This window comes from Pantoea sp. SS70, from assembly GCF_029866845.1.
GTDB classification, from domain to species: domain Bacteria; phylum Pseudomonadota; class Gammaproteobacteria; order Enterobacterales; family Enterobacteriaceae; genus Pantoea; species Pantoea leporis.
The window spans coordinates 2,640,143-2,657,093 of the sequence record NZ_CP117199.1 but is presented as its reverse complement, the minus strand read 5'-3'; the positions used below and the strand labels follow the sequence as shown (position 1 = coordinate 2,657,093).

At 56.0% G+C, this 16,951-nt stretch carries 18 protein-coding genes and 1 other annotated feature; of the genes, 3 read left to right on the top strand and 15 right to left on the bottom strand.

Annotated elements, in window-relative coordinates; genetic code table 11:
* The first annotated feature begins 97 nt into the window (after positions 1-97).
* Positions 98-1,507: an NADP-dependent phosphogluconate dehydrogenase gene (gene gndA, locus PO881_RS12355; RefSeq protein ID WP_280171852.1), complete on the top strand. Its 1,410-nt coding sequence runs from the start codon at positions 98-100 to the stop codon at positions 1,505-1,507.
* A gap of 33 nt (positions 1,508-1,540) precedes the next feature.
* Here gndA and PO881_RS12350 read toward each other — a convergent pair whose 3' ends face one another.
* The 12 genes from PO881_RS12350 to hisL all read right to left on the bottom strand — a co-directional run bounded on the left by PO881_RS12350 (position 1,541) and on the right by hisL (position 11,439).
* Entirely contained in the window at positions 1,541-2,656 is a 1,116-nt protein-coding gene (locus PO881_RS12350) for a M14 family metallopeptidase (RefSeq protein ID WP_280171851.1), read from the bottom strand.
* A gap of 112 nt (positions 2,657-2,768) precedes the next feature.
* Complete coding sequence (locus tag PO881_RS12345) at positions 2,769-3,566, bottom strand: ABC transporter substrate-binding protein (protein ID WP_192411539.1); 798 nt, start codon at positions 3,564-3,566, stop codon at positions 2,769-2,771.
* Positions 3,567-3,632: 66 nt separating this feature from the next.
* Positions 3,633-4,109: a YbaK/prolyl-tRNA synthetase associated domain-containing protein gene (locus PO881_RS12340; protein ID WP_280171850.1), complete on the bottom strand. Its 477-nt coding sequence runs from the start codon at positions 4,107-4,109 to the stop codon at positions 3,633-3,635.
* Between the two features lie 93 nt (positions 4,110-4,202).
* Positions 4,203-4,814: a bifunctional phosphoribosyl-AMP cyclohydrolase/phosphoribosyl-ATP diphosphatase HisIE gene (gene hisIE / locus PO881_RS12335; protein ID WP_101763386.1), complete on the bottom strand. Its 612-nt coding sequence runs from the start codon at positions 4,812-4,814 to the stop codon at positions 4,203-4,205.
* On the bottom strand, positions 4,808-5,584 hold the full coding sequence (gene hisF / locus PO881_RS12330; protein WP_110866662.1) for an imidazole glycerol phosphate synthase subunit HisF: 777 nt from the start codon (positions 5,582-5,584) through the stop codon (positions 4,808-4,810). Before hisF ends, hisIE begins: the two co-directional genes overlap by 7 nt.
* Complete coding sequence (gene hisA / locus PO881_RS12325; RefSeq protein ID WP_101763388.1) at positions 5,566-6,303, bottom strand: 1-(5-phosphoribosyl)-5-[(5-phosphoribosylamino)methylideneamino]imidazole-4-carboxamide isomerase; 738 nt, start codon at positions 6,301-6,303, stop codon at positions 5,566-5,568. The genes hisF and hisA overlap by 19 nt, the downstream gene beginning before the upstream one ends.
* Positions 6,303-6,893, bottom strand: coding sequence for an imidazole glycerol phosphate synthase subunit HisH (hisH, locus tag PO881_RS12320; protein ID WP_280171849.1), 591 nt, complete (start codon positions 6,891-6,893; stop codon positions 6,303-6,305). Before hisH ends, hisA begins: the two co-directional genes overlap by 1 nt.
* A complete protein-coding gene (gene hisB / locus PO881_RS12315) occupies positions 6,893-7,960 on the bottom strand; it encodes a bifunctional histidinol-phosphatase/imidazoleglycerol-phosphate dehydratase HisB (RefSeq protein ID WP_280171848.1) in 1,068 nt (355 codons plus the stop codon). Before hisB ends, hisH begins: the two co-directional genes overlap by 1 nt.
* Positions 7,957-9,033: a histidinol-phosphate transaminase gene (gene hisC / locus PO881_RS12310; RefSeq protein WP_192411543.1), complete on the bottom strand. Its 1,077-nt coding sequence runs from the start codon at positions 9,031-9,033 to the stop codon at positions 7,957-7,959. Before hisC ends, hisB begins: the two co-directional genes overlap by 4 nt.
* Entirely contained in the window at positions 9,030-10,337 is a 1,308-nt protein-coding gene (gene hisD, locus PO881_RS12305; protein WP_277973781.1) for a histidinol dehydrogenase, read from the bottom strand. The genes hisC and hisD overlap by 4 nt, the downstream gene beginning before the upstream one ends.
* 4 nt (positions 10,338-10,341) lie before the next feature.
* Positions 10,342-11,241: an ATP phosphoribosyltransferase gene (hisG, locus tag PO881_RS12300; protein WP_008104821.1), complete on the bottom strand. Its 900-nt coding sequence runs from the start codon at positions 11,239-11,241 to the stop codon at positions 10,342-10,344.
* Positions 11,242-11,294: 53 nt separating this feature from the next.
* Positions 11,295-11,416, bottom strand: a sequence feature (His leader region).
* Positions 11,392-11,439, bottom strand: a complete 48-nt coding sequence (gene hisL / locus PO881_RS12295) for a his operon leader peptide (protein ID WP_100396937.1) — start codon at positions 11,437-11,439, stop codon at positions 11,392-11,394. It overlaps the preceding feature by 25 nt.
* A 176-nt stretch (positions 11,440-11,615) precedes the next feature.
* Here hisL and PO881_RS12290 point away from each other — a divergent pair, with 176 nt between their 5' ends.
* Complete coding sequence (locus tag PO881_RS12290; protein WP_277973780.1) at positions 11,616-12,443, top strand: SDR family oxidoreductase; 828 nt, start codon at positions 11,616-11,618, stop codon at positions 12,441-12,443.
* A 100-nt stretch (positions 12,444-12,543) separates the two neighbouring features.
* Here the strand turns inward: PO881_RS12290 and PO881_RS12285 are convergent, their stop codons facing one another.
* Genes PO881_RS12285 through puuD form a run of 3 tightly spaced genes read right to left on the bottom strand, consistent with a single transcriptional unit; the run spans position 12,544 to position 15,164 of the window.
* Complete coding sequence (locus PO881_RS12285; protein WP_137386093.1) at positions 12,544-13,821, bottom strand: FAD-binding oxidoreductase; 1,278 nt, start codon at positions 13,819-13,821, stop codon at positions 12,544-12,546.
* Between the two features lie 24 nt (positions 13,822-13,845).
* Positions 13,846-14,403, bottom strand: coding sequence for an HTH-type transcriptional regulator PuuR (gene puuR, locus PO881_RS12280; protein WP_277973779.1), 558 nt, complete (start codon positions 14,401-14,403; stop codon positions 13,846-13,848).
* The gene (gene puuD, locus PO881_RS12275) at positions 14,400-15,164 is read right to left on the bottom strand and encodes a gamma-glutamyl-gamma-aminobutyrate hydrolase (protein ID WP_277973778.1); all 765 of its coding nucleotides are present in this window, start codon (positions 15,162-15,164) and stop codon (positions 14,400-14,402) included. Before puuD ends, puuR begins: the two co-directional genes overlap by 4 nt.
* Before the next feature lie 210 nt (positions 15,165-15,374).
* Between puuD and PO881_RS12270 the strand changes: the two genes are divergently transcribed.
* Positions 15,375-16,793 carry a glutamine synthetase family protein gene (locus PO881_RS12270; RefSeq protein ID WP_192234497.1) on the top strand — a complete coding sequence of 473 codons (1,419 nt, stop codon included), beginning with the start codon at positions 15,375-15,377 and terminating at the stop codon, positions 16,791-16,793.
* Positions 16,794-16,951: the final 158 nt, after the last annotated feature.

Genomic DNA, 16,951 nt, shown 5'->3' with positions numbered 1-16,951 from the left:
CACTACCTGCTAATAGCAATACTGAGTTAACATAATTGCCACTATTGTTCACCAGCGAACCGCGCATGGTGATCTGACCATCAGACAGGAGTAGATAATGTCAAAGCAACAAATCGGTGTTGTAGGTATGGCGGTGATGGGCCGCAACTTGGCTCTTAACATTGAGAGCCGCGGTTATACTGTTTCTATCTTCAACCGTTCGCGCGAAAAGACTGATGAAGTCATTGCTGAGAACCAAAGTAAGAAACTCGCTCCTTTTTATACTGTTGAAAAGTTTGTTGAATCGCTGGAAAAACCACGTCGCATTCTTCTGATGGTACAAGCAGGTGAGGCAACTGATAAAACTATCGCTTCCCTTACTCCTCATCTGGATAAGGGCGATATCCTGATCGATGGCGGTAACACCTTCTATAAAGACACCATCCGTCGTAACAAAGAGCTGTCCGATCAAGGCTTCAATTTCATCGGTACCGGCGTTTCCGGCGGTGAAGAGGGCGCACTGAAAGGCCCATCCATCATGCCTGGAGGCCAGAAAGAAGCTTACGAGCTGGTTGCACCGATCCTGGATAAGATTGCAGCACGTGCGGAAGATGGCGAAGCCTGTGTGGCTTACATCGGTCCGAATGGTGCAGGCCACTATGTGAAGATGGTTCACAATGGCATCGAATACGGCGACATGCAGTTGATTGCAGAAGCTTATGCATTGTTGAAAGGTGCATTGGGCCTGAATAACGAAGAGCTGGCCGAAACCTTTACAGAGTGGAACAATGGTGAGCTGAGCAGCTACCTGATCGACATCACCAAAGATATCTTCACTAAGAAAGATGAAGACGGTAAATATCTGGTTGATGTCATTCTGGATGAAGCAGCTAATAAAGGCACCGGTAAATGGACCAGCCAGAGCTCATTGGATCTGGGTGAGCCACTGTCATTGATCACCGAATCTGTATTTGCCCGCTATTTGTCTTCTCTGAAAACCCAGCGTGTTGCAGCTTCCAAAGTACTCAGCGGCCCGCAGGCGAAAGCCTTTACCGGAGATAAAGCTGAGTTCGTAGAAAAAGTGCGTCGTGCATTGTACCTGGGCAAAATCGTCTCATATGCTCAGGGCTTCTCTCAACTGCGTGCTGCTTCCGAAGAAAACAACTGGGATCTGCATTACGGCGAGATTGCTAAGATTTTCCGCGCTGGTTGCATCATCCGTGCTCAGTTCCTGCAGAAAATTACTGATGCTTATGCTAATGATGCAGACATCGCAAACCTGCTGCTGGATCCATACTTCAAGAATATCGCTGATGAGTACCAGCAGGCGCTGCGTGATGTAGTGTCTTACGCTATTCAGAACGGTATTCCGACGCCGACCTTCTCTGCTGCTATTGCATACTACGATAGCTATCGTTCAGAAGTTCTGCCGGCGAATCTGATTCAGGCTCAGCGTGACTACTTTGGTGCGCATACTTACAAGCGTATCGATAAAGACGGTGTGTTCCATACCGAATGGCTGGACTAACAGCATTAAGGCTTCCTTCGGGAAGCCTTATTTTTATCCCACCAATAATTCCCCACGTCTCCCAGCATTCTCACCAGCCAGCCTCACCACCAACATCCCCGCCGTCACAAACTTGGTCAAATTCCTCGCATACAACACGCCACCAAACTCCGCAACCAGCGGCATCACCTGGTCAGTAATCGGATCAACAACCTCAGCCACCACTTCCCCAGCCTTAATCCACTCGCCCAAATTACGTCGGTAAAACACCAATCCAGATTGCGCCGCATGAATATACTCACATCCCGCTAGCGCCGTCGCCGGATGAATCAGGGCAGGGGATTCACCCACTTCACCGGCAATATAGCCGCCCTCAATCAGCGCATTGATAATCGCGTCGGCATCTTTCTCCGCCAGCTCTGGCGATACATCCGCGACACCGCGTAGTTCCAGCGTCACCGGCAGCAAGCCGCGCGGCATCGGATACTCATCACCAAAGCGTTCTGCCAGCGTCAGCCACGGTTCACAGCAAGCTTCATCAAACGGTTCACCTCCAGATATCTGCGCCAGCAACTGCACTTCACTGCCTAACCAACGCGCCAGCGGTTCAATGTCCGGCCAGGCATGCGGCGTGGTGTAGAGGTGCGGCAGCGCATCCCAGTCACAATGCAAATCAATCATCAAATCGGCCTGGCTCGCCATACGCATCAACGTAAAGCGCTGGGCATCCAGTTCGGTGCGGGCAATGCGGTCACGATAATGGCGATCAATCGCTTCCCTAATCAGGCGCTTATTTTCGTATTCACTCTGCGTAAGTGAGCCGGCGAGTTCTTCAACCAAGGCTTCACCCAATGCCGGAAAGCGGCGGTTAAAGTCTTGTCCTGATAACGTATGGAAACGCCCCAAATGGCTACCATGCCAATGCTGTCCCATGGCTAAAGGATTGGCCACCGGCACCAATGTGATTTTGGCTTTGAGTTGTCCAGCAGATTCCAGCGCCAGCAGTTTCTGTTTCAAGTACCACGCCACCGCCATACCCGGCAGTTCATCACCGTGCAGCGCAGCCTGAATATAGACGCGTTGCTGCGAATCGGTGCCGAAGTGGAAGCTGACAATTTCGCGTTGCGTGCCCAGCGAGGCGCTTAATAGAGGATGATGTTGTTGTTGCATAACGCTATCGATGTCCTTTATTCATGGCACGCTTTCAGCGACGCCAGATGCATTTTCTGATGGAATTATAGTGCTGAGTGCAAAAAGGGCGGTAAAAAAGCCGCCCAAAAGATTACTGCTGAATGGAGATGTCCGTCGCGAAGTACTGTTTCTGAATTTTATCGAAAGTGCCGTTCTTCTTCAGTTCGGCAAACGCGTTATCCAGTGCGGTTTTCAGTTCGGTGTCGCCTTTACGCAGACCAATCGCGGTGCCCGGACCGATAATTGGGTCCTGCACAATCGGGCCGGCCAATTCGAAATCTTTGCCCTGCGGATGTTTCAGGAAACCATTGGCGGCTTGAGCAGCATCGGTAAACACCACATCAAGACGACCCGAAATCAAATCGCTCTCAACTTGTGCCTGATCGCCATAAGGTACAACCTGCACGCCATGCGGCTGCCATTTGGCCAGCGCATAACGCTCCTGCACGGTGCCTTGCTCAACGCCCACGGTTTTGCCTTTTAGCGATTCAGCAGTTGGCAGCAAGCCAGAACCTTTACGCGCAATCAGCTGCGTATGGGTGTCGTAGAGCGGCACGGTGAAATCAATCTGCTTCAAACGTTCTTCGGTGATGCCCATATCCGACAGGATGGCGTCAAACTTGCGCGCTTTCAGCGCCGGGATCATGCCATCGAACTGGCTCTCGACCCACACGCATTTGGCCTGCATCTGCTGGCACAGCGCATTACCGAGGTCGATATCAAAACCAACCAGTTTGCCCTGTGGCGTCTTGGATTCGAAAGGAGGATAGGTGGGATCCACTGCGAAACGCACCTGATCAATTTTTGCCTGTGCGCCAAACGCGCAACCTGCCAGCACAGCCAGCGCCAGCGTGTGACGCAGGCGGGCGGTTAAACGAGAACTTGCCATAATATCGGTCTTCTTTTGATGTGATGTTGAGTCAGAAAGAGTACCGCTCAGGGCCTGGCAAGGCAATTAGAGGATTATTTTCATCACGTTACCATTATGCAGCGCCTGATAATCCGTTACATTCAGCACTACCGATTGCTCCAGCAATCCGGCATTGAAGGCGATTTCGTCATAGCGTTCAAACAGCAGTGGATCGACCACCAGCTGTAAATCAGGATGGAAGCTAAACGGCGGAATAGCCCCGAACACGCAGCCGGTCAGCGTATCCACTTCCGCAGGCGAGGCCAGCGAAGCACGGCGACCGCCAACCGCTGCCGCAACCTTACTGAGATCCGCTTGCTGATCGGCAGGCAACACTGCCAGCACATGTTGCTTGATGCCGTTGCCTTTTACATGACACACCAGCGCTTTCGCGCCTTGCCCAACTTCAGTTCCGCGAATCGCCGCCACCGCTTCGCACTTGCCGGTCGCTTCATGCTCCATCACGCGATAGCGCGCCTGATGTTGGTCGAGCAGGGCGATCAGTTTTTCATGGGTGGTCATGGCGTTCTCCATTATCTAAACGTGGGTTTTGAGCAGTAAGCTGCTCAAAACTAGCCAGAAAAGCCAATTTTGAGCAGCATGTTGCACAATCTGCTATTTATGACGCGCGCGCAGATTATTGATGATGGTGCTCAAATCCAGCTCCTGATCCTGCAGCAGCACCATCAGGTGATACAGCAAATCCGACGCTTCATTGGTCAGCTCGTGACGATCGTTAACCGTTGCCGCCAACGCCGTTTCCACGCCTTCTTCACCCACTTTCTGCGCGATGCGCTTGGTGCCGCTGGCATAAAGCTTCGCGGTGTACGAACTCTCTGGATCGGCGCTTTTGCGCGAAGCCAGCAGCTGCTCGAGCTGATAGAGGAACGTCCAGTCTGGCGCAGCCGGTGAGAAGCAGCTGGAAGTGCCGAGATGGCAGGTTGGGCCAATCGGATTGGCCAGCACCAACAGCGTGTCGTTGTCGCAGTCCGGCGTAATGCTCGCCACTTGCAGGAAGTGGCCAGAGGTTTCGCCTTTGGTCCATAAACGGTTTTTGGTGCGTGAGAAGAAGGTGACGTTGCCCTCACTGAGGGTTTTTTGCAGCGCTTCTTCGTTCATATAACCGTGCATCAGCACTTCGCCGGAAACGTTGTGCTGGACGATAACGGGCATCATGCCCGCGGTTTTGACCCAATCCAGCCTGGCCAGTTGTTCTGCAGTTAACACGCGCGAATCTCCACACCGTTGTCGATCAGGAAGTTTTTCAACTCGCCGATATTGATAATTTGTTTGTGAAACACCGAAGCCGCCAGCGCGCCATCGACGTTCGCCTGCTCAAAGGCGTCAAGGAAGTGCGGCATGGTGCCTGCGCCGCCGGAGGCGATCAGCGGCACTTTGCAGACATCGCGCACTTTCTTCAGCTGCACCAGATCGTAGCCGTTACGCACGCCATCCTGGTTCATCATGTTGAGGACGATTTCACCCGCGCCCAGCTTCTGCACTTCCTGCACCCAATCCAGGGTTTCCCACGTGGTCACTTTGGTGCGCGCTTCGTCGCCGGTATATTGATTGACGTGATATTTGCCGCTCACTTCGTCAAACCAGGTATCGATGCCCACCACGATGCACTGCACGCCAAAGCGATCGGCCAGGCGCGTAATAAGCGTCGGGTCGGCTAAGGCCGGCGAGTTGATGGAAATCTTGTCGGCACCAAACTGCAGAATGCGCGCCGCGTCTTCTTCGCTCTTAATGCCGCCTGCCACGCAGAATGGAATATCGATCACTTCCGCCACGCGCGACACCCAGCTTTTGTCCACGACGCGGCCATCCGATGAGGCGGTGATATCGTAGAACACCAGCTCGTCCGCACCTTCCTGCGCATAACGCTGCGCCAGCGGCACGATGTCGCCGATGATTTCGTGGTTGCGGAACTGAACGCCTTTCACCACTTGCCCGTCACGCACATCGAGACAAGGAATTATCCGTTTTGCCAGCATGCGATTGCCTCCGCCACCGTGAATTTATCTTCCAGTAACGCGCGACCAACGATCACGCCCTGTGCGCCGCTGCCGCGTAACGCCGCGATGTCATCCAGCGAACCGATGCCGCCTGAAGACTGGAAGGCGATGTCAGGGAAGGCCGCAGACACTTCTTTATACAGCGCGACGTTGGATCCGCTCAGCGTACCGTCGCGCGAAATGTCAGTGCACAACACATGCCTGAGGCCAACCGGCTGATACCAGCCAATCACCTCTTCCAGCGTCACGCCCGCCGCTTCCTGCCAGCCGCTGATCGCCACCTCTTTGCGGTTGTTGGCATCAATGCGCACATCTAATGCCAGCACAATGGCGTCGGCGCCAAACTCGTTAAACCAGCTTTTGACTTCTTCCGGTTGCTTCACCGCGGTGGAACCGACCACCACGCGCGTGGCACCCGCTGCCAGCAGCGCCGCCACATCATCGCGATGGCGGATGCCGCCGCCGACCTGCACCGGCACGGTCACGCCGCGCAGTAAGGTGGTGAGCAGGGGAATCTGACGTTTGGCCGGATCTTTCGCGCCGGTCAAATCCACCAGATGCAGCACTTCTGCACCCTGGCGTTGGTAATCCTGTAAACGCGGCAGCGGATCGCTACCGTAATCGCGCTGCTGGCCGTAATCGCCCTGATGCAGGCGCACCACTTTGCCGTCGATTAAATCTAATGCGGGGATAATCATCACATCTCCAGGAAATTTTTCAGCAGCTGCGCGCCGGCTTTGCCCGAACGCTCCGGGTGGAACTGCACGCCGAAGAAGTTATCTTTCTGCAGGGCAGCGGTGAACGGATAGCCGTAATCGCACTGGGCGATAGTGGCGGTATTCACCGGCATGGCGTAGCTGTGCACGAAGTAGAAGTAGCTGCCATCGGGAATGTCGCGGAACAGATGATGGCCGGCTTTAGCGGTGATCTGGTTCCAGCCCATGTGCGGCAGCGGTAAATCCTGCGTGTCCATCAGCGTGACGGGCTCATCAACCAGGCCGAGCGTGGTGACGCCGCCATTCTCATCGCTACCGCGACCGAGCAGCTGCATGCCGAGGCAAATACCGAGCACCGGCTGAGTACAGGCTTTGATTAAGTCGATGAGATCGCGCTCCTGCAGCTGATTCATCGCCGCCTGCGCGGTGCCCACGCCGGGCAGCAGCAGCTTGTCGGCATGCAGCACCACATCCGGGTCGCGGCTCACCTGCGGCGTATAGCCGAGGCGTTCAATCGCCCACTTCACTGAAGACAGGTTGGCGCAGCCGGTATCGAGGATCACCACGTTCATCACAGCACTCCTTTCGAGCTCGGCAAGGTGTTGCCTTCCACGCGGATCGCCTGGCGCAGCGTGCGGCCAAAGGCTTTGAACAGGCTTTCCACACGATGGTGATCGTTGCGGCCTTTGGTTTTTAGGTGCAGCGTGCTCATCATCGCGTAAGAGAGGGAGCTGAAGAAGTGCTCGACCATCTCGGTGCTGAGATCGCCCACGCGCTGGTAGCTGAACTCGGCTTTGAATTCGATGTGCGGACGGCCGGAGATATCCAGCGCGCAGCGTGCCAGGCACTCATCCATGGGCAGCACAAAGCCGAAACGGCCGATGCCACGTTTGTCGCCCAGCGCTTTCAGCAGCGCTTCGCCGAGCGCCAGGCCGGTATCTTCCACGGTGTGGTGATCGTCGATGTAGAGATCGCCTTTCACATCGATGTTCATGCGGAAGCCGCCGTGCACCGCAATCTGGTCCAGCATGTGATCGAAGAAGCCGACGCCGGTGTTAATTTTGCTGCCGCCTTCACGATCCAGCCACACTTCGACTTTGATCTGCGTCTCTTTGGTGTTGCGTTGCACCAGCGCGTAACGATCGCGCTGGGTCAGGCGCGCCTGAATCGCATCCCAATCTTCGCCTTCCGCGCCGTAACGCAGGCCCTGAATGCCCATGTTCTGCGCCAGCTGAATATCAGTGAGACGATCGCCAATCACGTAGCTGTTGGCGGTATCGAGCGCACCGGCGGCCAGCCAGGCTTCCACCATTTTGGTCTTCGGCTTGCGGCAATCGCAGTTATCTTCCGGCATATGCGGGCAGATCAGGATGTCGCTGAAATTCACGCCTTGTGAGTGGAGAATCTGCATCATCAGGTTGTGCGGGCCGTCAAAATCGGCCTGCGGGAAGCTGTCGGTGCCGAGGCCATCCTGATTGGTGATCATCACCAGCTGATAGCCCGCTGCCTGCAACGCCAGCAGCGCCGGAATGGCGTTCTTCTCAAACGCCAGCTTCTCCATGCGATCCACCTGATAATCAGTGGGTGGCTCAGAAATGATGGTGCCGTCGCGGTCGATAAAAAGGATCTTCTGACTCATGCTTGCTCCACTGATAAGGCTTGCAGCGCGGCGATCAGGCGCTCGCACTCTTCACGGGTGCCGATGGAGATGCGCAAGCATCCCGCAAGGCCGGGGTTTTTGTTTTGGTCGCGCAGAATAATGCCTTGATCCCACAGCGTTTTAAACACTTTTGGCGAATCAGTGAAGCGCGCCAGAATATAGTTGGTTTCACTCGGGAACACCTGCTGCACCACGCTTATCTGCGGCAACTGCTCAAACAGCCAGGCACGATTGGCGTTCAACTCGGCAACGTGTTGACGCATGAGCGCAATGCCTTGCTCGCTCAGCGCTTGTCCAGCCACATCCGCTACCGGCGTCGCCAGCGGATAGGGCGCAATCACCTTCATCAGCAGATCGATCACCGGCTTGTTCGCGAGGGTGAAGCCGCAGCGCAAACCGGCCAGCGCAAAGGCTTTAGACAGCGTGCGCAGAATCACTAAGTGCGGATATTCCTGCAGCCAGCCCGCCAGCGTCGCGTCCGGGCAGAACTCGATATAGGCTTCATCGGCCACCACCAGCGCTTTACCGGCGGTCATCGCCAGCAATTCGCGGATGTCATCCTGATTGATCAGGTTGCCGGTCGGATTGTTCGGGCTGCACATATAGACGACTTTCACGCCGTCGAGCTGGTCAGCAATTGCCGGCAAGTTCAGCTGCCAGTCATCGAGTGCCGCCACGGTGCGGTATTCGATGCCGATGGTTTCGGCGCTGACGCTGTACATGCCGTAGGTTGGCGGGCAGAACAGAATCGCATCTTTGCCCGGCTCGCAAAACGCGCGCATCAGCAGTTCGATACCTTCATCCGCACCGCGGCTCACCAGAACCTGCTCCGGCGTTAAACCGGCGTAAGCGGCGTAGCGCTCAATGACAATCTTTGGCTGGCATTCCGGATAGCGGTTCAGCGTCTGCTGCGACAGCTCAAACGGCACCGGCAGCGGGAATTCGTTGGCATTCAGCCACACATCACCGTTACCACCCAGACGACGCGCCGATTGATACGGCGTCAACGCTCGCACGTTGGCGCGCGCTAACTCTTCAATATTCAGGCTCATGCTTGCTCCTTTAGCGCGGCAACACGCAGGGTAACGGCATTTTTGTGGGCTTCCAGCTGCTCGGCGGCGGCCAGCGTTTCAATCGTCGCGGCAAGATTGAGGAAGCCTTGCGGCGTCAGCTCTTGCACCGTCATACGTTTCTGGAAATCGGCCAGGCCAAGGCTGGAACAGGTCGCGGTGTAGCCGTAGGTCGGCAGCACGTGGTTAGTGCCGGACGCGTAATCGCCCGCCGATTCCGGGGACCAGTCGCCAAGGAATACCGAACCGGCGCTGGTGATGCTTTCGACCAGATCGCGCGGCTGACGCGTCTGAATGATCAGGTGCTCCGGGCCGTACAGGTTGGAGATCTCGATGCACTGCTCCAAATCGCGCAGCACAATCAGGCGGCTGCTCGCTAACGCCTGACGCGCGGTAGCCGCACGCGGCAGCTGCGCCAGTTGCTCTTCAACCGCTTGCGCCACGCCTTCGGCCAGTTGCAGCGATGGCGTCAGCAGAATTACCTGCGAATCCGGGCCGTGTTCCGCCTGCGACAGCAAATCAGATGCCACGAATGCGGGCGTGGCGCCTTCATCGGCGATCACCAGCACTTCCGATGGACCGGCTGGCATATCAATTGCCGCGCCATCTAAACGCTGGCTAACCTGACGTTTGGCTTCGGTGACGTAGGCGTTGCCAGGGCCAAAAATTTTGTCCACTTTCGGCACGGTTTCGGTGCCGAAGGCGAGGGCGGCGATGGCTTGTGAACCGCCCACCTGAAACACCTCTTTCACGCCACACAGCTGTGCCGCGTAAAGAATTTCATCGGCAATTGGCGGCGGCGAGCACAGCACCACGCGACCGCAACCGGCGATGCGTGCCGGTGTCGCCAGCATCAATACGGTTGAGAACAGCGGGGCGGAACCGCCAGGAATGTACAAACCCACCGATTTCACCGGACGGGTAATCTGCTGGCAGCGCACACCAGGCTGGGTTTCCACATCCACTTCCGCCAGAACCTGCGCGTTGTGGAAAGTCTCGATATTACTCACGGCCACGGCCATCGCCTGCTTCAGTGTGTCACTCAAACGATCGCTGGCCGCTTGCATCTCTTCAGCGCTGACGCGCAGGTTATCCACCTGCGCTTTATCGAAGCGCGCGCTAAATTCACGCAGCGCCGTATCGCCGCTCTCTTTCACATTAACTAACACGTCGCGCACGATCTGGCTGATAGTTTCTGAAGCCGAAATCGCCGGACGCATCAGCAGCGCTTGCTGCTGCTCTGCGCTGCATTGCTGCCAATCAATGGGTGTCATCAGCGTGCTCATCGTATTACTCCAACATTTTTTCAATTGGCAGCACGAGGATCGAGCTGGCACCCAGCGACTTCAACTTTTCCATGGTTTCCCAGAACAGCGTTTCGCTGCTCACCATGTGCATCGCCACGCGGCTCACATCGCCGGCCAGCGGCAGCACGGTTGGACGCTCAGCGCCCGGCAGCAGCGCAATCACTTCATCCAGGCGCTCGCTTGGCGCGTGCAGCATGATGTATTTGGATTCACGCGCTTTAATTACGCCCTGAATACGCGTCATCATTTTGTCGACCAGCTCTTGCTTGGCGGCCGGCAGTTCGCCATCGCGCTGAATCAGCACCGCTTTAGAGCGGTAGATCACTTCCACTTCGCGCAGGCCGTTGGCTTCCAGCGTGGCACCGGTTGAAACCAGGTCACAAATCGCATCGGCCAGACCCGCGCGTGGTGCGACTTCAACCGATCCGTTCAGCAGGCAGGATTTAAAGGCGACGCCTTGTTTATCGAGGTATTTCTTCAGCAGGTGTGGATAAGAGGTGGCGATGCGTGCGTTATTCAGGCATTGCGGGCCGGTGTACTCTTCATCAACCGGCATCGCCAGCGACAGGCGACAACCGCCGAAATCCAGACGACGCAGCGTGAAGTAACGCGGATCTTCGCCCTGAGCACGGCGATTCAGCAGCTCCTCTTCCAGCACGTTTTCACCGACGATACCGAGATCGACCACGCCATCCATTACCAGGCCAGGGATATCGTCATCGCGCACACGCAGGATGTCGATCGGCATGTTCTCCGCAAACGCAATCAGACGCTGCTGCTGAAGGTTAATTTTGATACCGCAGCGTGCCAGCAGTTCGCGTGATTCATCACTTAAACGGCCAGATTTCTGCATAGCTATGCGAATACGGGTGTTATCTAACATGGTTCCTGTCCTCTTATTCAATCCTGTCTGAACGTGTTGGTTGGCGTTCGCCCATAAAAAAACCCCCGGAAGATGATCTTCCGGGGGCTCTCTTTGCGTTCGCACCACTGGAAGATCCTAATCGTCTCCCAGCACACATCGCCTGAAAGACTAGTCAGGGTGATGGTGATGATGGTGGTTGAACTGAACGCGTGTCATAGTAAATTCCGTTGCTGAATGAGTATTCATTTGCGTGCTGAATAACCTAACGAAGATGGTGACAATTGGCAACCCTTTTTTAACCGTCAATTTCCGGAATCTCCCGAAACAGTTTGCGCTGGTTTGGCACATCTACCCGCACTAAGATGAAGTGTGAGCCCATAGCAGGAGTCGATATGAAAAAGGTCGCGATTGTAGGTCTGGGATGGCTGGGTATGCCGCTGGCGATGGCGCTAACGGCACGCGGCTGGCAGGTCACCGGCAGTAAAACCTCGCCGGATGGCGTGGACGCCGCACGCCGCTGTGGCATTGAAGCCTTCCAGCTGGTGCTGACCCCCGAACTGGAGTGTGAAGCCGAAGAGTTAGATACGCTGATGGCAGTCGATGCGCTGGTGGTGACGTTACCTGCCAGCCGCACGGTGAAAGGCGGTGAAGATTACATGCAGGCGGTGCAGAACGTGGTGGATACCGCGCTGGCGAAGAAAGTGCCGCGCATTATTTTCACCAGCTCAACCTCAGTGTACGGCAGCGGTGAGGGCGTAATGAAAGAGAGCAGTCCGCTGCAGCCGGAAACCGTCGCCGGCAAGACGTTAGTGGAGCTGGAGAACTGGCTGCACGATCTGCCCGGTACCAGCGTAGACATTGTGCGTCTCGCGGGATTAGTGGGGCCGAATCGTCATCCGGGGCGTTTTCTTGCGGGCAAAACCGGGCTGGAAAACGGCGGTCATGCGGTCAATCTGGTGCATCTCGATGATGTGGTGGATGCGATTGTGCTGCTGTTGCAAACCCCGAAAGGCGGGCATGTTTACAATTTGTGTGCCTCGAAACATCCGTCGCGCGACAGTTTCTATCCCAGCGTTTCGAAGCAGCTGGGGCTTGAGCCACCGACGTTTGTCGCTGAGCCGGAGCGTTCTAACGGCAAGGTGATTGATGGCTCGAAGATCGCGAGTGAGCTGGGGTTTGAGTATACGTATGATGACCCGATGAAAATGCCGCTGGAGTGATTTCCCCTCACCCTAACCCTCTCCCGCAGGCGGGCGAGGGAATCTTTTGCTCCCTCTCCCGTAGCAGAGGGCCGGGGTGAGGGCATCAGCGCGCAGCAGATTAAACCCCAAACCGATCCCTTAACGCATACCACGCCGCTCCCATCGCGGTAAGCGGCACCTTAAACCGTCTCCCACCTGGAAACGGCAGATGCGGCAATTTTGCGAACGCATCAAATCTCTCGGCATGCCCACGCAGCACTTCAGCAATCAACTTCCCTGAAAGATGGGTACAGGTCACGCCGTGTCCGCTGTCGCCCTGCATAAAGAACGCATTCTTCTCCACCTGCCCAAACTGCGGCATGCGCGATAGCGTGAGCAGGAAATTGCCGCTCCAGCGGTGGCTGATTTTGATGTCACGCAGCTGCGGAAAGGTGCGCAGCAGCTTAGGGCGAATCAGCGCTTCGATATCATCCGGCTCGCGTGCGCCATACACTACGCCGCCGCCGTAGAGCAGGCGGTTATCGGCGGTGAGGCGGAAGTAGTCGAGCAGATAGTTACAATCTTCAACGCAGTAATTGTTCGGCAGCAAACCCAGCGCCTGATCGCGCGTTAAAGGTTCGGTGGTGACGATCTGCGAACCGCACGGCATGCTTTTGCCTGTCAGGCGCGGTTCAAGCTGTGACGGCAAATAAGCGTTACCGGCAAAAATCACGAAAGTGGCGCTGACTTCGCCCTTAGCAGTTTTTATGCGATGCGGTGCGCCGTATTTCACTTCAATCGCCGCCGACTGCTCATAAATGCGCCCGCCGTGACGACGAATCGCTTCGGCTTCGCCCAATGCGAGATTAAGCGGATGCAGATGCCCACCGCGCTTATCGAGTAAGCCGCCGACGTAGCGATCGGTCGCCACTTCGCGCCGAATACCGCGTTCGTCGAGCAGCTCTAAATCGTGATTGCCGTAGCGTGCCCAAAGGGCTTTTTGGCTGCGCAGATGGCCCATTTGCCGCTGATTCAGTGCGGCGAAAATGCCGCCGGGGCGATAGTCGCAGGCGATAGCGTAACGGTCGATGCGGTCGCGAATGATCTCCGCGCCTTCAAACATCATGCTGCCAAGCATTTGTGCGGTCTGTTTGCCGTAGCGCTGCTCAATCACATCCACGTCGCGGCTGTAGGAGTTGACGACCTGGCCGCCATTGCGGCCGCTGGCGCCAAAGCCGATTTTCGCCGCTTCAAGCAGCACCACGTCGTAACCGGCTTCGGTGAGAAACAGCGCGGACGAGAGCCCGGTAAAGCCGCCGCCAATGATGCAGACATCGCACTGCACTGACTCTTGCAGCTCCGGCCACGGCTCATGGGCGTTGGCGGTAGCGGCGTAATAACTTCCCACATGTTGCATGACATCCTCCTTAAGCGCGAAACCTTAGAAATTGGCGGGCGTATGCGCGCTAACAATGCGACACGGCTGATCTGAGGTATTGGTAAAACTGTGCGGCAAGCCGGTATCAATCACATAGCTTTCACCGCGATAGAGATGGTAACTCTGGCCGTTGACCACCAGCATGATTTCCCCTTCCAGCACGGTGCCGGTTTCCTCGCCGGGATGGCGTAACTTCTCGCCGGTGCTGGCGCCGGGTTCATAACGCTCCAGTAGCATCGCCAGCGCGCGTCGTGCGGCACCGTTATCGATCAGCATCAGCGATACGCCAAGGCTGCCGATCTCCACGCACTCTTCCGGGCGCACAATCACCCGCGGCGTGGCATTGATTTTGGGTTCGGAGAAAAACTCTGAGAGCGAAAGCCCGTAAACTTTCAGCAGCTTCTGTAAGGTGCTGACGGCCGGGCTCACTTTGTCCTGTTCAATGGTGCTAATGGCGCTGTGCGTTAAACCTGATAACTCAGCGACGCGACGCTGAGACAATCCCAACTCCTGCCGGATCTGCGATAAGCGACGTCCGGGTGCCAGAGTGGCATCATTCATGGCTGTTTTTCCTTGTGATAACAGACCGCGGCGTGGATAAAGGCCTCAAACAGACGGCGCGAGACCGGATCACGTTCGGAGTGCCATTCCGGATGCCATTGCACCGCAAGGGCGAAAGGGTGCTTTGGCAGGCTTACGGCTTCAACCAGCCCGTCAGGCGCGCGTGCTTCGATACGCAGCTGTGGACCGGTTTCGCGGATGCCTTGCCCGTGCAGCGAGTTGACCGCAAAAGGTTCGGCGCTGCCGAGCAGTTGGCTCAGCATGCCATCCACTTCTGGCTGCACAGTATGTGCCGGCGCGTATTGCTCATCCAGCGGCAGCGCGTCATTTTCACGGTGCTCCTGAAACAGATGTGTCATATGCAGCTGGCGATGCAGCGCACCGCCATTAGCGACCACCAGCTCCTGCAAACCGCGACAGATACCGAACATCGGCATCTTTTTACCCATCGCATGGGTGATGAGCCCAAAGGCGAGGCGATCGCGCGCCGGATCGGCATGCGCCTCTATACCGTCTGCGCCATAATGCCAGGGCTCGATGTTGCTGGGGCTGCCGGTCAGCAAAATGCCATCCAGCACGGTCATACTGTTTTCTAATAGATGAGGTGCCTGCATCAGTTGATGCGGCAAGGGCAGCGGCACGCCACCGGCAAGCACGATAGCGTCGAGATATTTGTTGTGAACGGTTTGCCCTGCGTGGCTGCCAATAAAATTCTGGCACATCACTACGCCAATCAAGGGCTTGTCAAAAATAATGCCCATAACGTCTCCGCGTTGCTGTTCAATATTTTCGCCGAAAATGCGCGGCTGGCCTTAAAAGTGTGCAATATTTTGTCAATCTAGCAACCGATCGTTCATTCCTCAAACAGAATTGTTACATTTGCACACTTTTTGCGTTAGCGCTATGTTAATGGAGTGGCTGTTATTTTGAGCATTGCGCGCACCAATATTAAACGGTAAAGGGCGGGTGGGATCATGACGAACCTCGTAGAAGTAGAAGACTTCACGCGACACAGTGAAGAGAAGCGAACAAGCGCGTTCCAGCTGGAGGTCAAAACCTGGCTGGAACGCCATCCTGAAACGCAGTATGTCGATATTCTTCTTAATGATTTAAATGGGGTATTTCGCGGTAAACGCATTCCCATCTCCGCATTGGCAAAACTGGAAAAAGGGTGTTACTTCCCGGCCTCGGTTTTCGCTATGGATATTCTCGGTAACACCGTCGAAGACGCCGGACTGGGTCAGTCACTGGGCGAACCCGACCACCTCTGCATGCCGGTGCCCGGCACCTTAATTCCTTCTGCCGCCGATCCCACGCACATCGCTCAGCTGTTGCTGACCATGTGTAACCAAGATGGCACTCCCTTTGACGTTGAACCCCGTAATGTCCTCAATCGACTGTGGCAACAGCTGCGTAATCGAGGATTGTTCCCGGTGGTAGCGGTAGAGCTGGAGTTCTATCTGGTGGATAAAAAGCGTGATGCGGAGGGCTTCATTCAGCCGCCGTGCTCGCCGGGCAGTGACGAACGCAATATGCAGAGCCAGGTGTATTCGGTGGATAACCTTGATCACTTCGCCGACGTACTGCGGGACATCGACCATCTGGCCAAGCTGCAAGGCATTCCCGCCGATGGCGCGCTGGCGGAAGCCTCGCCCGGCCAGTTCGAAATCAACCTGCATCACACACGTGACGTGTTAAAAGCCTGCGATCACGCTATTCAGCTGAAACGGCTGGTGCGTCAGGTGGCGGAAAATCACGGCATGACCGCCACTTTCATGGCCAAGCCTTATGAAGAGTACGCAGGCAGCGGCATGCATGTGCACATCAGCATGCTGGATGCCGCCGATCACAACGCCTTTGCGCTTGATGACGGCAGCGATTCACCGCTGATGAAACGGGCGCTGGCGGGCATGATCGATTTAATGCCGGCTTCAATGGCGTTGCTGGCGCCGAATGTGAACGCTTATCGCCGCTTCCTGCCGGAAGCCTATGTACCGCTACAGGCGTCATGGGGACACAACAACCGCACGGTTGCGCTGCGTGTGCCTTGTGGCGATGCGGATAACCATCGCATCGAGTATCGCGTGGCCGGTGCGGATGCAAATCCCTATCTGGTGGTGTCAACAATTCTTGCCGGTATTTTGCACGGTCTGGATAATCAGCTACCTTTACCGCATGCGGTGCAGGGCAATGGACATGAAGCAGAAGGGCTGGCATTACCGATTCGGCAGAGTGATGCACTGTATGAATTTGAGAATAGCTATCCGCTGCAAAAGCTGCTGGGCGAGCGTTTCAGCGGGGTGTGGCACAGCTGCAAACAGTACGAACTGATGCAGTTTGAGCGCTTAATCACCTCGACGGAAATCGACTGGATGCTCAAGAATGCCTGAGTGCCGGAAGAATTGATCTAACGTCTTGTGCCGATGGCATAAGTTGGGGCAAAATACGCGCCCTGCAAAATGAGAACTAACCGACGTTAACCGCGTCGGTTATTTTTTTGCATGATGTACTCACTGACATTCACACGAGGCCGGACACGCATCCGGAT

Coding starts and splice junctions, on each gene's coding strand:
- gndA (WP_280171852.1), top strand. CDS start 98: ATGTCAAAGCAACAAATCGGTGTTGTAGGTATGGCGGTGATGGGCCGC.
- PO881_RS12350 (WP_280171851.1), bottom strand. CDS start 2,656: ATGCAACAACAACATCATCCTCTATTAAGCGCCTCGCTGGGCACGCAA.
- PO881_RS12345 (WP_192411539.1), bottom strand. CDS start 3,566: ATGGCAAGTTCTCGTTTAACCGCCCGCCTGCGTCACACGCTGGCGCTG.
- PO881_RS12340 (WP_280171850.1), bottom strand. CDS start 4,109: ATGACCACCCATGAAAAACTGATCGCCCTGCTCGACCAACATCAGGCG.
- hisF (WP_110866662.1), bottom strand. CDS start 5,584: ATGCTGGCAAAACGGATAATTCCTTGTCTCGATGTGCGTGACGGGCAA.
- hisA (WP_101763388.1), bottom strand. CDS start 6,303: ATGATTATCCCCGCATTAGATTTAATCGACGGCAAAGTGGTGCGCCTG.
- hisH (WP_280171849.1), bottom strand. CDS start 6,893: ATGAACGTGGTGATCCTCGATACCGGCTGCGCCAACCTGTCTTCAGTG.
- hisB (WP_280171848.1), bottom strand. CDS start 7,960: ATGAGTCAGAAGATCCTTTTTATCGACCGCGACGGCACCATCATTTCT.
- hisC (WP_192411543.1), bottom strand. CDS start 9,033: ATGAGCCTGAATATTGAAGAGTTAGCGCGCGCCAACGTGCGAGCGTTG.
- hisD (WP_277973781.1), bottom strand. CDS start 10,337: ATGAGCACGCTGATGACACCCATTGATTGGCAGCAATGCAGCGCAGAG.
- hisG (WP_008104821.1), bottom strand. CDS start 11,241: ATGTTAGATAACACCCGTATTCGCATAGCTATGCAGAAATCTGGCCGT.
- PO881_RS12290 (WP_277973780.1), top strand. CDS start 11,616: ATGAAAAAGGTCGCGATTGTAGGTCTGGGATGGCTGGGTATGCCGCTG.
- PO881_RS12285 (WP_137386093.1), bottom strand. CDS start 13,821: ATGCAACATGTGGGAAGTTATTACGCCGCTACCGCCAACGCCCATGAG.
- puuR (WP_277973779.1), bottom strand. CDS start 14,403: ATGAATGATGCCACTCTGGCACCCGGACGTCGCTTATCGCAGATCCGG.
- puuD (WP_277973778.1), bottom strand. CDS start 15,164: ATGGGCATTATTTTTGACAAGCCCTTGATTGGCGTAGTGATGTGCCAG.